General features: G+C 74.3%; 11 protein-coding genes. 5 read left to right on the top strand and 6 right to left on the bottom strand.

The window, feature by feature from the left end:
* The first annotated feature begins 26 nt into the window (after positions 1-26).
* On the top strand, positions 27-524 hold the full coding sequence (locus J7F03_RS10575; RefSeq protein ID WP_374104301.1) for a metallopeptidase family protein: 498 nt from the start codon (positions 27-29) through the stop codon (positions 522-524).
* Positions 525-542: 18 nt separating this feature from the next.
* Here J7F03_RS10575 and J7F03_RS10580 read toward each other — a convergent pair whose 3' ends face one another.
* From J7F03_RS10580 to J7F03_RS10595, 4 genes are all read right to left on the bottom strand, one after another.
* The gene (locus J7F03_RS10580; protein WP_214948449.1) at positions 543-968 is read right to left on the bottom strand and encodes a hypothetical protein; all 426 of its coding nucleotides are present in this window, start codon (positions 966-968) and stop codon (positions 543-545) included.
* Positions 969-1,045: 77 nt separating this feature from the next.
* On the bottom strand, positions 1,046-2,527 hold the full coding sequence (locus J7F03_RS10585; RefSeq protein WP_214948450.1) for a DUF5719 family protein: 1,482 nt from the start codon (positions 2,525-2,527) through the stop codon (positions 1,046-1,048).
* A complete protein-coding gene (locus tag J7F03_RS10590; protein ID WP_214948451.1) occupies positions 2,524-6,219 on the bottom strand; it encodes a glycosyltransferase family 2 protein in 3,696 nt (1,231 codons plus the stop codon). Before J7F03_RS10590 ends, J7F03_RS10585 begins: the two co-directional genes overlap by 4 nt.
* 289 nt (positions 6,220-6,508) lie before the next feature.
* Positions 6,509-6,772 (bottom strand): WhiB family transcriptional regulator, encoded by a 264-nt coding sequence (locus J7F03_RS10595; RefSeq protein WP_112450237.1) that lies wholly within the window; start codon positions 6,770-6,772, stop codon positions 6,509-6,511.
* Between the two features lie 660 nt (positions 6,773-7,432).
* Between J7F03_RS10595 and J7F03_RS10600 the strand changes: the two genes are divergently transcribed.
* From J7F03_RS10600 to J7F03_RS10610, 3 genes are read left to right on the top strand one after another with little or no spacing between them, the layout of a single operon-like run.
* The gene (locus J7F03_RS10600; RefSeq protein WP_251071720.1) at positions 7,433-7,972 is read left to right on the top strand and encodes a cysteine dioxygenase family protein; all 540 of its coding nucleotides are present in this window, start codon (positions 7,433-7,435) and stop codon (positions 7,970-7,972) included.
* 43 nt (positions 7,973-8,015) lie between these two features.
* Complete coding sequence (cofD, locus tag J7F03_RS10605) at positions 8,016-8,987, top strand: 2-phospho-L-lactate transferase (protein ID WP_214948452.1); 972 nt, start codon at positions 8,016-8,018, stop codon at positions 8,985-8,987.
* A complete protein-coding gene (locus J7F03_RS10610) occupies positions 8,984-10,303 on the top strand; it encodes a coenzyme F420-0:L-glutamate ligase (RefSeq protein WP_214948453.1) in 1,320 nt (439 codons plus the stop codon). The genes cofD and J7F03_RS10610 overlap by 4 nt, the downstream gene beginning before the upstream one ends.
* Positions 10,304-10,336: 33 nt before the next feature.
* Here J7F03_RS10610 and J7F03_RS10615 read toward each other — a convergent pair whose 3' ends face one another.
* Complete coding sequence (locus J7F03_RS10615) at positions 10,337-11,359, bottom strand: DNA-3-methyladenine glycosylase (protein WP_214948454.1); 1,023 nt, start codon at positions 11,357-11,359, stop codon at positions 10,337-10,339.
* A 138-nt stretch (positions 11,360-11,497) separates the two neighbouring features.
* Entirely contained in the window at positions 11,498-12,892 is a 1,395-nt protein-coding gene (locus tag J7F03_RS10620) for a peptidoglycan recognition protein (RefSeq protein WP_214948455.1), read from the bottom strand.
* A gap of 138 nt (positions 12,893-13,030) precedes the next feature.
* On the opposite strand from J7F03_RS10620, the gene J7F03_RS10625 reads away from it, so the two are divergent.
* Positions 13,031-13,780, top strand: a complete 750-nt coding sequence (locus tag J7F03_RS10625) for a TIGR03089 family protein (RefSeq protein ID WP_214948456.1) — start codon at positions 13,031-13,033, stop codon at positions 13,778-13,780.
* Positions 13,781-13,796 lie beyond the last annotated feature (16 nt).

The following is a 13,796-nucleotide window of genomic DNA, read 5'->3' on the forward strand; positions in this document are numbered from 1 at the left end:
GGGGGTGTGCGGGCTACGCTGCGGGGGTGACGGACAGCACTCTGCCTCCCCCTCCCCCATCCCTGCCCTCCGCTTCCCTTCCCGGCGCCTCCGGGGCCGGTGAGCCGAGGGTGCGGCGGCGCGACCGCCACGGACGGGGGATGCGCGGGCCGGTGGCCCCGCCGCAGGTGCCGCTGTCGGCGAGCCGGTCGGAGCTCTTCGGCGACCTCGTACGGGACTCCGTGGAGCGGCTGGAGCGGCGCTGGCCGCAGCTGGCGGAGGTGGAGTTCCTCATCGGCGACGTGCCCGGCCCGCCGGGCGGGGCGGACGCCGGGTGGAACGACGAGGCGGTGCCGCTGGGTGCCCTCAGCGAGGCGGGGGACGGGCGGCCGGCCCGGATCGTGGTGTTCCGCCGGCCGGTGGAGATCAGGACGAAGTCGCGGGACGAGAAGGCGCTGCTCGTGCACGAGATCGTGGTGGAGCAGGTGGCGGAGCTGCTGGGGCTGTCGCCGGAGACCGTGGATCCCCGGTACGGGCAGGACTAGGCCGGCGGTAGGGCAGGACTAGGCCGGCTCCTCCTGGCGGGGGAAGGGCGCGAGGTCGGGCTCGACCCAGGTGGTGCGGGCCGTGGCCGTGTCCAGGGTCCCCGGGCGGTAGAAGCGGGACAGCAGGTCCTTGTCGAGCAGGTCCGGGTGGCGGTCGGCGAAGGCGTCGAAGTCGCCGGCGTCCTTGTCGCGCTCCTCGTCCCGCGCCTTGTCCCGCTCCACGTGGTCGCCGACCAGTTCGACCCAGGCGCGGGTCATCGTCGCGTGGTACTTCTGCGGGGCGCCGGCGGCGGTGGCCGTGCGCTGGATGCCTTCGGCGACGAGGGTGGTCGCGGCGGGGACGCCGTGGCGGCGGACGGCGAGCCAGGTGAGGTGGACGTGCCGGCGGTGGCCGAAGCGGGTGGCGGTGGCCATGGCTTCGGCCCATATGTCTTCGAAGCTCATCCGGACACGGTACGCGCGGTGTGCGGGGCCCATGTCCGGACGAGTCGTGGCCGGCTGCCCGGCGGGGTCTGGAGCGGCTAGTCCGTGAGGACCGAGAGGTCTTGGGTGGCCTTGGGGACCGAGACCGTCGAGTGGTCGTCCGAGAGGGTCTGGACCGTGAACATCGGGATGCCGTCGCGCGGCAGCGTCAGGGTGCGGGCCGCGTGGACCGGGCCGCCGGAGAGGGTTTCCACCGTCAGGGCGTAGGCGCCCTTGCCGCCCGCCGGGGCCAGCGTCAGGTTCTGGGTGGTGCCCGCCTTGACCGTGACCTCCTGGGAGGCCGCCTCGCCGCCGTCGGTGCCCGGTGAAGCCGTCACCTTGACCTTCGCGTCGGCTCCGGACGCCACCGTCAGGGAGAGCACCGTCGCGTTCTCGTCGGTGCGGTTGTCGGCGACGGTCGCCCGCGCGCCCACCGGGGCGGCCGCCGGGATGAAGCCGATGTCCTGCTTGGCGCCGCCGCCGCGGGCGATCCGTACCGCCGCGACCACCGGTACGGCCTGCTTGCCGTCGGCCGGGGACAGCACCAGGGAGCCCGGCTCGCCGCGGGTGACGTCCTTGAGGTCGGCGCTCGCGGTCATGCCCGCCTTGACGTGCAGCTGCTCGTTGCCCGCCGGGCTGATCGAGGCGTTCGGTCCGGCCAGCAGGATCTTGAGGTCCGCGTCCTCCTCGCCGGGCGCGAAGGCGACCAGACGCACGGAGGTGGCGTCCGCCGGGATGCCGGGCAGGACCAGCGTGCCCGTCGGGTCGACGGAGGCGGGCAGCCAGTCGGAGCCGACGCCCTCCTCGCCCGCCTGGGCGGTGGCTCCGACGCGGCCCGCGCGGGTCGTCACGTGGGCGGTGACGTCCGCGAGCTGCACGCCGGGGGCCAGAGAGGACAGGGAGATGGCCTTGCTGGACTTGGGGTCGATCCGGATGTTCTCGCTGGTGCCCGCCTCGGCCTTGACCGCGCCGTCGGGGCCGAACAGCTTGATGTCCACGACCGCGGCCGTGTCGTCGGGGTTGGTGACGTGGACGTAGTCCTCGCGCCCCTTGGCGGTGCTCACGCCGGGGAACCAGAAGTCGGTGCCGGGCGCGGTGCAGCCGACGCCGAGCACACCGCGGGTGCGGCCGACCGAGACCACCGTGGTCTGCTGCGCGCTCCAGCCGGGGGCGAGGAATCCGTCGGCGCTGCCGGTGAGCGCCGGGGCCTCGGCGCCGGAGGCCTTGGCGCCGACGGGCTTGCCGGGCTCCTTGAGCTCCAGTACCGGCTTGGCCTCCTTGGTCGCGCCCAGCAGCCGGGCCGAGCCCTTGCCGCCGGCGGCGGCCGCGCCCGGGGTGAGCGCCGTGTACAGGGTCTCGGCGATGTCGGAGACGCTGGGCGCGGGGCACACCAGCAGGGACCGCTCGACCGGCATCCGGGCCGCCCCGGCGGCCGGGGCCCCGGCCGCCGGGGCGGCGGGTGCGGTGAGGGCGGCGAGGCCGGTGACGGCGGCCAGCGCCGCCGTGACGGCGGCGAGCGTCAGGGGTACGCGCTGCTTCACTGCTGGGGGCTCCCGTCCGGACGCGGGGCGTGCTGCCCGCCCTGCTGTCCGTCGTGCTGTCCGTAGGTGTCGTATGGCTCGTAGGACTCGTACGGCTCGTGCGACGGCCGCGGCGGCTCGTACGGCGGGTACGGGTACGGGTACTGCTGCTGCTCCTGGTACGGCTGCTCGTCCTGGTACGGCTGCTGGTCGTACTGCTGCGGCTGCTGCTCGTACGGGTGGTCCGGGGACTGGGGCTGCTGGTGCCCGCCGGGCTGGGCTTCCTGCTGCCCGTAGGCGTAGCCGCCCTGGTCCCCGTAGGCCTGCCGGTAGGCGTACTCGTCCTGCCCGTACGCCTGCTCCCCGTACGACTGCTGCGCCGGGATCTGCGCGTACGGGTCGGCGGCGACGGCCGCCTCGGCGGGGGCCTCGGCCTCCGCCTCGGCCTGCTCGCGCAGCCGGCGGGCGCGGCGGCCCTCGCCGGCCTCCTCGGCGGGCGCGGCCTCCTCCTCGGGCATGTCGTCGTCGAGGCTGGTGCGGCGGCCCGGCAGGGCCATCACGAGCAGGACGAGCGCGAGCAGGCCCTGCGCCCAGTGCCAGGCGGTGCGGGTGAGGGCGTCCTCGTGGACGAGGTCGAGGCGGCCGCCTGCGGCGGGGAGCTCGAAGCCCTGGGCCCAGCCGTCCAGCGTCTTCGCCTTGAGCGGCTTGCCGTCGAGGGTGGCCTGCCAGCCGGGGGCTGCCTTGTCGGCGATGCGCAGGACGCGATCCGCCTCGCCCGCCGGGATCTTGGTGTGGGCCTCGACGGGTCCGGAGGCGACGGGGATGGGGGCTTCGCCGGGCTTGGCGGGGACGATGACGACGCGGGCGACCTGCCGGTCGACGCGCCACAGGGCGCTGCCTTCGAGCTTGCTGAGGCGGCTGAGGCCGGGGGTGGCGTCGAGGACGCGGCCGATCTGCGGCGGGGCTCCGTCGCGGACCAGGACGTAGCGGATGGCGAAGCCGCCGAGCTGGTCGGTCTGGTCGGCGCCGGAGCCGGCGACGAGGCTGGAGACGACCTTGTCGAGGCGGGTGTCGCTGCCGGCCTGGGCGGCGAGTTCGGCGTCGCCGAGGCGGCCGCCGGAGCCCCGGACGAGGCTGTAGGAGAGGGCGGCCGGCGAGGTGGCACCGATGACGAGGGTGCGGGCCTGGTCGCGGGTGCCGCTCTCCTCGGCGACGAAGGCGGGGACCTGGACGGGGTCGCGGCGCTCCAGCGGTCCGGCGGCTCCGCTGAGCATCCAGGCGACGGCGCCGATCACCGGGCCGACGGCCGCGGCGAGCGCGATCAGGGCGGCGAGCGGCTGGCGCCAGCCGAAGCTGCGGGCGGCGACGCGTTCCTTGGCTCCGTCGGCGCCGAGGGTGGCGGCGGCCAGCAGGGCGAGTCCGTAGACGAGGGTGGCGGGGCCGGCCCATTCGGTGCGGTTGACGACGACGGCGAGGAGGAGCGCGGCGAGCGCGGCGGCCCAGGCGGTGCGGACGGCGAACTTCCGGTCGGTGCGCAGCAGTGCGGCCAGGGCGGCGAGGACGATGCCGATGAGGATCAGCCCGCCGGCGGTCCGGGGTCCGCCGGGGCTGATGCCGAGCAGGTCCAGGGCGCCGGCCGAGCCGGCCCCGTAGGCCAGTCCGGCCTCGCGCAGGAAGCGGGCGGGGTGCGTGAGCAGCCCGAGCGACCAGGGGGCGAGGACGAGGAGCGGGACGGCGAGCGTCGCGAGGAGGCGGGGGCCGTACGTCTTCCAGTGCGCGCGGCGCAGGACGAGCGCGGCGGCTCCGAGGACGGCGGCGAGCGGCCAGACGACGGGGGTGAAGGCGGTGGCCAGGGTGAGCAGGAGGGTGTGGGTCCAGGTCGCGCGCCAGCTGCCCCCTGTGCCTGTCGGGCCGCCCGGCCCGCCGAATCCGAAGGCGGCGACGGCGGAGCGGGCGATGAGCGGGAGCAGGATCGCGAGGACCGCGGTGCCCAGGCGGCCGCCGGCGAGGGCTCCGGTGACGGCGGGGAGGAAGGCGTAGGCGACGGCGGCCCAGGCGCGCAGCAGCCGGGATTCCACCAGCGGCCGGGAGGCGAAGTAGGCGGTGAGTCCGGCGAGCGGGACCGAGCAGACGAGCAGCAGGGTCAGGGCGGCGTTGGTGGAGCCGAGGAGCAGGGTGGAGAGGGCTCCGAGGACGGCGAGGTAGGGCGGTGCGCCGGTGGTGGAGCCGGTGCCGACGGGCTGCCAGTCGTCGGCGTAGGCGTGCCAGAGGTCGAGTCCGCCGCCGGGGGCGGGCAGCAGGGCGCCGCCCATGAGGGAGCCGCCGCCGAGCAGGGAGCGGCAGGCGATGACGGAGACGAGCAGGAGGAGGGCGAACAGGACGGGGGCGGGCTTGCGGGCGATCCGCTTGATCCGCGCGAACTGCTCGATGTGCAGGTAGTCGGCGTCGTCGCCGCCGGGTCCCGATTCGACGGCTCCGCCGTGCCGGCCCGCGTTGCTGGTGTCGGTGTCGCCGGCGGAGCCGAAGTAGCCGGCGAGCTGTTCGGCGTTGGCGCGCAGGGTGGCGCCGGGCGGCGGGAAGAGCGGGCGCAGTTCCCTGGCGGGGACGGCGGGCCGGCGGCGGGCCTTGCGGGCGGCGAGGACGCGGCCGGGGCGGAGCAGGGTGGCGAGGAGGCCGGTGATCTCGTCGACGGCTTGTCCGGGGGCCTTGCCGACGAGGTAGGCGAGGGTGCGCAGGACGGTGCCGACCAGGACGCGCAGCATGACGTACGGCAGTGCGCGGCCGGAGCTGTTGGCCAGCATCGCGTAGACGGCGCCGGCCTTGTCGACGCGGTGCGGGCTGGCGCTCGTACGGCCGGCGCAGTCGACGGTGCGGCGTTCGCGGGCGGAGGCCTCGGCGTGCCGCAGGACGGCGTCGGGGGCGATGAGGACGGCGTGGCCGGCGCTCTGGGCCCGCCAGCACAGGTCGACGTCGTCGCGCATGAGGGGCAGGCGTCTGTCGAAGCCGCCGAGGGCGTCGTAGACGTCGCGGCGCACCAGCATGCCGGCGGTGGAGACGGACAGGACGGGCTGGACCTGGTCGTGCTGGCCCTGGTCCTGTTCGCGGCGGTCGAGGCCGGTCCAGCGGCGGCCGCTGCGGGCGATGGTGACGCCGACCTCGAGGAGCTGCTTCTTGTCGTACCAGCCGCGCAGCTTGGGGCCGATGACGGCGGCGTCGGGGTTGTCCTCGGCGACGCGCAGCAGTTCGGCGAGGGCGTCGGGCTCGGGGGCGCAGTCGTCGTGGAGCAGCCAGAGCCACTGGACGGGTTCGCCGTGGGGCAGGTCGGGGAGGTCGTACGTGTCGTCGCGCCAGGTGCGGCTGACGGGATCCCAGCCGGAGGGGCGCTTGAGGTACGGGAGTTCCTCGGGGGTCAGGGTGCCGGCGGTGCGGGCGGCCTCGTCGACGGCGGCGCCGAAGCCGGTGCGGCGGGCGAGGTGCAGGACGCGGTCTTCGCCCAGGGCCTCGCCGAGCAGGCGCGCGGAGTCGTCGGCGCTGCCGGTGTCGGCGGCGATGTGGCTCTGGGCGGGGCGTTCCTGGCCGAGGAGACCGGCGAGGGTCCGGGGCAGCCAGCGGGAGCCGTCGTGGGCGACGAGGACCGCGGTGACGACGTGCCGGGGGAACTCTGGGGCGGCGGCAGCCTGGTAGGAGGCGCTCGACTGGCTGTGCAGGGACATCGCGGTACGGGCCCTCCGGCCGGGGGTCCGGGGGTGGTGTGCCCTCGGAGGCTGCTGGACAGCGCCCCACACTAACGGCTGGGAACACAGCGGTCCGCCTCCTGCGGGGAAGGTGCGGGAGGCGGACCGTCTGCTCTGCTCGTCGTGCTGTTCGTTGTACTGCGATTTGTGCCGCTGTGTGCACTGCGGGGTGCACGGGCGGTTATGCCGTCGGCTATGCCGCCGGATATGTCATGGGTCGTGCCGTGCGTCGTGCCGCGGGCGCCGGTCGGTGCGCGCCGAGGGCGCTTCAGACGGCGGCCTTCTTCAGGCGTCGGCGCTCGCGTTCGGACAGGCCGCCCCAGATGCCGAATCGCTCGTCGTTGGCGAGGGCGTACTCAAGGCATTCGGAGCGGACTTCGCAGGCGAGGCAGACCTTCTTGGCCTCGCGGGTCGAGCCGCCCTTCTCGGGAAAGAAGGACTCGGGGTCGGTCTGGGCGCAGAGAGCTCGCTCCTGCCATCCGAGCTCTTCGTCCGCCTCCTCGACCAGCAGTTCCTGAACCAGCTCGGTCATGTGCGCCCCTCGCTTTGTCTGTGCGTCCCCGTGGTGTTGCCGTTACTCGTCGCTACGTAACGACACGAGTGAAATTACAAGTGCGGGGCTTCGGCGCAGTCAAGCCGAGATCTGCTATTGGGCCCCTTATTCACTCTGCGGAACCAAGGCTATGCAGAAAGTGTTCATATCGCCAAAAATCGTGACACATGCCACAGGTATCACGTTTGGCTACCCCTCCCCCGTAGTCGACGCGTCACTCTGTGGTGTGGTTCCGATCCGGCCTAAGAAGCGGCGTAGATCACATTTCGGCCACAGGGCGACATCACACGTCTTGACGGGTTTGAGAGCGGCCGCACCGGGTTGCGGCGCGACTTGCAGCGCCACATCCCCTGACATCGACTGCACAAACCTTTCTCCGGGCACGTTAACCGGATGAGGTGAAACTTTTCCACCAAATCGGACATTGGGTTGACAGCCGGGCCCCCCAACCGGTCTCCTTGTTGCCATGTCAGCGCCCTCAGCCGCCACTCGGACCCCCATTCGTGGGTTCCTGCGCGCTGCCCAGGTTCGCTGTTGCTGTTGCAGCTGTTGATGCCTCCGGAGCTTCGGCTCCTCTGAGCTCCAGCCCGGCCCCCACAGCAACCGCCGCACGACTGACATCCGTCGAGGAACCCCCCGATGAACAGCACCAGCACCCTGAACGCCACCCCCGCCACCGCCCCCGCGATGGTCGAGAGCGACCTCCAGATCGCCGGCGACATCCTCTCCGTCCAGCACCTCCTGCAGCCCGCCCCCGAGCACCCGGCCACCGTCGCCGAGTTCGTCGGCCTCGCCCGCTCCATCGCCGAGGACCGCTCCGAGTGGGAGCACCTGGTCCGGTACGACGCCACCACCCGCTGGTACCACCGGCTGCGCACCGGCCCCGGCTACGAGGTCTGGCTGCTCAGCTGGGTCCCCGGCCAGGGCAGCGGCCTCCACGACCACGGCGCCTCCTCCGGCGTGCTGACCGTCCTGGACGGCGAGCTCACCGAGCACACCGCCCGCGGTCCGCTCTCCCTCGGCGCCGGCTCCCAGCGCGTCTTCGCCCCCGGCTACGCCCACGAGGTCGTCAACGACACCCTCGACGGAGCCGTCAGCCTGCACGTGTACTTCCCCGGCCTGACCGAGATGCCGATGCACAACTGCTCCCCGGCCGGGGCCGAGGCCCTGTCGGTCTGACCGGAGCGCAGCCCGCTCGGGGCGGCCTGACAGACTGCGCAGCATGCGCATTGTTGTTCTGGCCGGCGGTATCGGCGGCGCCCGCTTCCTCCGCGGACTCAAGGCCGCGGTTCCCGACGCGGACATCACGGTCATCGGCAACACCGGTGACGACATTCACCTGTTCGGGCTCAAGGTGTGCCCCGATCTGGACACGGTGATGTACACCCTCGGCGGTGGCATCAACGAGGACCAGGGCTGGGGCCGCACCGACGAGTCCTTCACCGTCAAGGAGGAACTCGCGGCGTACGGGGTCGGACCCACCTGGTTCGGCCTCGGCGACCGCGACTTCGCCACCCACATCGTCCGTACCCAGATGCTCGGTGCGGGCTACCCGCTCAGCGCCGTCACCGAGGCCCTCTGCGAGCGCTGGCAGCCCGGCGTCCGGCTGCTCCCCATGTCCGACGACCGGGTCGAGACCCACGTCGCGATCACCGAAGACACCGGCCAGCCCGGTACCACCCAGCGCAAGGTCATCCACTTCCAGGAGTACTGGGTGCGGATGCGCGCCTCGGTGGACGCCGAGGCCGTCGTCCCCGTGGGCGCCGAGCAGGCCAAGCCCGCTCCCGGCGTCCTGGAGGCCATCGCGGCCGCCGACGTGATCCTCTTCCCGCCGTCGAACCCGGTGGTCTCGGTGGGCACCATCCTCGCCGTGCCCGGCATCCGCGAGGCCGTGGCCGCCGCCGGTGCGCCCGTCGTGGGCCTCTCCCCCATCGTCGGGGGCGCGCCCGTGCGCGGCATGGCCGACAAGGTGCTGGCCGCCGTCGGCGTCGAGTCCACCGCCGCCGCCGTGGCCCTGCACTACGGCACCGGGCTGCTCGACGGCTGGCTCGTCGACACCGCCGACGCGGACGCCGTCGCCGAGGTGGAGGCCGCCGGCATCACCTGCCGGGCGGTGCCCCTGATGATGACCGACCTGGCCGCCACGGCGGACATGGCCCGGGCCGCGCTGGAACTGGCGGAGGCCTCCCGGTGACCGCCCCGCACGCTCCTCACGGGCACAGCCCCTCCTACGAGGTGCGGGCCGTCGGCGGGATCCCGGAGGTGCGGCCGGGCGACGACCTGGCGGCGCTGATCGCGGCCGCCGGTCCGGCGCTGCGGGACGGCGACGTCCTGCTCGTCACCTCGAAGATCGTCTCCAAGGCGGAGGGCCGGATCGTCCACGCCGATTCGCGCGAGGAGGCCATAGACGCCGAGACCGTGCGGGTCGTCGCGCGCCGGGGGCCACTGCGGATCGTGGAGAACCGGCAGGGCCTGGTCATGGCGGCGGCGGGCGTCGACGCCTCGAACACCGCCGCCGGCACCGTCCTGCTGCTGCCCGAGGACCCCGACGCCTCGGCCGCCGCGATCCGGGCCGGGCTGCGGGAGCTGCTCTCCGTGGACGTGGGCGTGATCGTGACGGACACCTTCGGGCGGCCCTGGCGCACCGGGCTCACGGACGTGGCGATCGGTTCGGCCGGCGTACGGGTCCTGGCGGACCTGCGGGGCGGCACCGACGCCCAGGGCAACCCGCTGAGCGCCACTGTCGTCGCGACCGCCGACGAGCTGGCCGCCGCCGGCGACCTGGTCAAGGGCAAGGCGGAGGGGCTTCCGGTAGCGGTCGTGCGCGGGCTGGCGCACGTACTGGGCGAGGGATCCTCGGCGGCGGACCTGGTCCGGTCGCCGGCCGACGACATGTTCCGGCTGGGCACCTCGGAGGCGGTACGGGAAGCCGTGACGCAGCGGCGTACCGTACGGGCCTTCACGTCCGAGCCGGTGGACCCCGGCGCGGTCCGCCGGGCGGTGGCGGCGGCCGTGACGGCCCCCGCGCCGCACCACACGACGCCGTGGCGGTTCGTGCTGCTGGAGTCCGAGGGCGCGCGGCTGGAGCTGCTGGACGCGATGCGGGACGCGTGGATCGCGGACCTGCGGCGCGACGGCAAGTCCGAGGAGTCCGTCGCGAAGCGGGTCCGGCGGGGCGACGTCCTGCGCGACGCCCCGTACCTGGTCGTGCCGTGCCTGGTCACGGACGGCGCGCACGACTACGGGCACGCGCGGCGGGACGCGGCGGAGCGGGAGATGTTCGTGGTCTCCATGGGCGCGGGCGTGCAGAACCTGCTGGTCGCGCTGGCCGGGGAACGGCTGGGATCGGCGTGGGTGTCCTCGACGATGTTCTGCCGGGACGTGGTGCGCAAGGTGCTCGGACTGCCGGAGGACTGGGATCCGATGGGCGCGGTGGCCGTGGGGCACGCGGCGGCCGCTCCGGCGGAGCGGGCGGTCCGGTCGGCGGAGGACTTCATCGAGGTCCGCTGAACCACCGGCGCGGGCCGTGGACGGGCGAGCCGCTCAGAGCCTGCCGATGTCGCCCCGCGGCATCCGGGGGGTGCGGCGGGGCGGGGCGGCGCCCGCCAGGAGGATGAGGCGGGCCGCGCGGTGGCGCTGGCCGGCGTACGGGGCCAGGAGCTCCAGCATGGCGGCGTCGTCGGCGTCCCGGTCCCCGGCCAGGGCGAAGCCGACGATGCCCGGCAGGTGCAGGTCGCCCGTGGTCACGGCGTCGGCGGCGCCGTTGCTGCGCTGCAGGGTCTCGGCGGAGGTCCACGGGCCGATGCCGGGGATCAACTCCAGCCGGGCGGTGGCCGCCGGCAGGTCCATGGCGGCGGCCTCTTCGAGGCGGGCGGCCACGCGGGCGGCCCGGACGATGGTGGCGGAGCGTTTGGAGTCGACGCCGGCCTTGTGCCAGTCCCAGGAGGGGACCATCGCCCAGGTGCGGGCGTCGGGCATGACGTAGAGGCCCTGGTCCGGGCCGGGGGCGGGCTCGCCGTACTGCCGTACGAGGCGGCGCCAGGCGCGGTAGGCCTCGTCGGCGGTGACCTTCTGTTCCAGGACCACCGGGATCAGGGACTCCAGGACCAGGCCGGTACGGGTCAGGCGCAGGCCGGGGCGGCGGCGGTGGCTGGCGTGCAGGAGTCTGTGGCGGGGGACGAAGGCGGCCGGGTCGTCGGCGGCACCGAGCAGTTCGGGCAGCCGGTCGAGGATCCAGTCGGCGCCGGGGCCCCAGGCGTCCGCGCCCACCTCACCGCTGCCCTGGTTCGCGACGCGGAGGGTGGCGGGGCCGGCCGGGGTGCGGGTGGCGCGCCAGACCGCGCCCGGGGTGGTGCGGAAGGTGGGGTCGGCGGGGCCGCGTCTGAGGGGGCCCAGGGTGAGGCCCAGGTCCACCGGGCCGGGTGGGGTCCATGTACGGGTTTTGGCGGGGTGGGCCTGGGTGCCCTTGCCGGGGCCGGCATCCGCGCCGGGGCGCGGGTCCGGGGGCACGGCTGTGCGGCCGCCGCGGATCGCGGTGCGGGTGAGGGGGTCGAAGCGGCCGGCCATGCCTTCGAGCGTAGCCCTGCGGGGCTCGCCCCTCCCCTCCCTTCCACCGTTCCCCGGGCTCTGCCCGGACCCGCGCCTCGAACGCCGGCGGAGCTGGAATTGCCCGGCGGGGCTGGATCAGCCCCGCCGGGGGTCGGATTATGGACGGCCCTGGAGTTTGGCCGAGGTGACGCGGGTGGGGGGGAGCTGGCCGTAGAGGCGGCGGCCCGGGCATTCGGTGGCGAAGCCGTCGCGGTGGCCCGAGATGACGTTCAGGCGGACGTTGCTGCCCTTGGCGTAGAGGTTGCCGCCGCCCGAGCGGAGCGTGGTCTTCGCGCGGGGGTCCGCTCCGAAGAGGCCCAGCTTCCAGGCCGTGAGGCGGGCCACCGCGTCGACCGCCGCCTTCGGCGGGGCCGCCGAAGCGAACGTGCCGATCACCGCGATGCCCATGCTGTCCGTGTTGAAGCCCATGGTGTGCGCGCCGAGCACCGGCTTGGCGACTCCGCCCGCCCGGCCCTCGTACACCGTGCCGCACTTGTCGACGGCGAAGTTGTACCCGATGTCCCGCCAGCCGCTGCTGACGACGTGGTAGCGGTACAGGCTGCGCAGTACCGCCGGTGCGTCCTTGCAGGCGTAGTTGTTGCCGGAGGCGGTGTGGTGGACGAAGGCCGCCTTGACCGTGTTCGTGTAGACGAAGGCCTTCTCGCGCAGGCTCTCGTCGGCGCCCCAGCCCTTCCGGGTGACGATCCCGGGGCGCGGGCCGATGTACGGGCGGGCGGCGGCCTCGAGCGAGCCGTCGGCGAGGATCGCGTCGGCGGTGGAGTCGGCCTTGTCGAGCGGGGCGATCTCGTCGGCGCCGAGGGGCGCCATCGGGAGGTTGGCGGAGGAGGACTGCGCCATCTCCATCGTCATGCCGGGGAGCAGGATCATCTCGCCCTTGTCGTCGACCGGCTGTGACGTGCCGTTCTTGCCGTCCGTCGCGGCCCGGCCGGAGCTGCCCGGGTCGACGAGTTCGATCCGCAGGCCCGTCGGGAGCTTGCCGCCCTCCGAGCGGCCCTCCCGTTCGGCCTGGACTCGGACCTCGACGCCGTCGGACTCCCCGACCCACAGCGGGGCCGTGCTGCCCCGGACCCGGCCGGAGCCGCGTTCGCTCGTGTCCGGGTCGGAGCCGTGTTCGCTGTTGTGGGTTTCGACGTCCTGCCAGCCGGACCAGTCCGCGGTGGCCGCGGAGCGGGTGCGGACCTGGACCCGGCCGTGGAGCTGGGTGCCCGCGTCGTCCCAGACGACGCCGACGAGCGAGAAGGTGTCGACCCCGCGCGCGGCCAGGCCCCGCGTATCGGGCAGCCGGGGCGAGGTGCTCATGCCGGGGACCCCTGGGGAGCGGGCCGCCGCGGGTCCCACGGGGACGAGCGGCAGCGACTGGGTGGACCCGGCGGGGGTCACGGGGGCCGAGCCCATCGACGGAGTGGCCAGGGCCGTAGTGGGGAGCGCGAGGGGCAGGGCCAGTGCGGCAGCCGTCGCGACGCCGATCGAGGAAGCAAGGAATCCACGCATGAAAGGATGCTGAGGACTCCCGGAAGCGGCCGCCATTCGAGAACTGACGCACCGTCCGCTTGGCGGGCGATACCCCTGCGCCGTACGGGGGATCGCGCTTCCGCCGTACGGCGGAAGGGCCCGCGTAGGCTCTGGTCCGTGAACGCCACTGACCGCACCCCTGCCGACCTGCTGCGATCCGCGCTCGCCGGCGATCCCGGCCGCCCGCTCGTCACCTTCTACGACGACGCCACGGGCGAGCGGGTCGAATTGTCCGTCGCCACCTTCGCCAATTGGGTGGCCAAGACCGCCAATCTGCTCCAGGGCGATCTGGGCGCCGAGCCCGGCGACCGGCTCGCCCTGCTGCTCCCGGCGCACTGGCAGAGCGCCGTCTGGCTGCTCGCCTGCGCCTCGGTCGGGGTCGTCGCCGAGGTGGGCGGGGACCCTGCCCGTGCCGACCTCGTGGTGAGCGGGCCCGACACCCTCCAGGAGGCCGCCGCGTGCTCCGGCGAGCGGGTCGCGCTCGCGCTGCGGCCGCTGGGCGGGCGCTTCCCGCAGCCGCCGGCCGGGTTCGCCGACTACGCCGTGGAGGTCCCGGGGCAGGGCGACCGGTTCGCGCCCTTCCAGCCGGTGGACGCGGACGGCCCGGGGCTGGTGGTCGGCGGCGAGGAGCTCTCGTACGCGGGGATCGTGGAGCAGGCCCGCGAGGACGCGGTCGAGCGCGGCCTCGGCGAGGGCTCGCGCGTGCTGTCCTCGCTCGGCTACGACCGCTGGGAGGGGCTCTCGGCGGGGCTGTACGCGGCCCTCGCGACCGGCGGCTCCGTGGTGCTGTGCCGCAATGCGGACCGGCTGTCGGCCGGGGCGCTGGCCCAGCGGATCGAGAGTGAGCGCGTCACCCACACCGCCTAGCCCACGCCTAGCCCGG

Origin of the sequence: Streptomyces sp. ISL-43, assembly GCF_018614195.1 — a bacterium.
Taxonomy (GTDB): Bacteria; Actinomycetota; Actinomycetes; order Streptomycetales; family Streptomycetaceae; genus Streptomyces.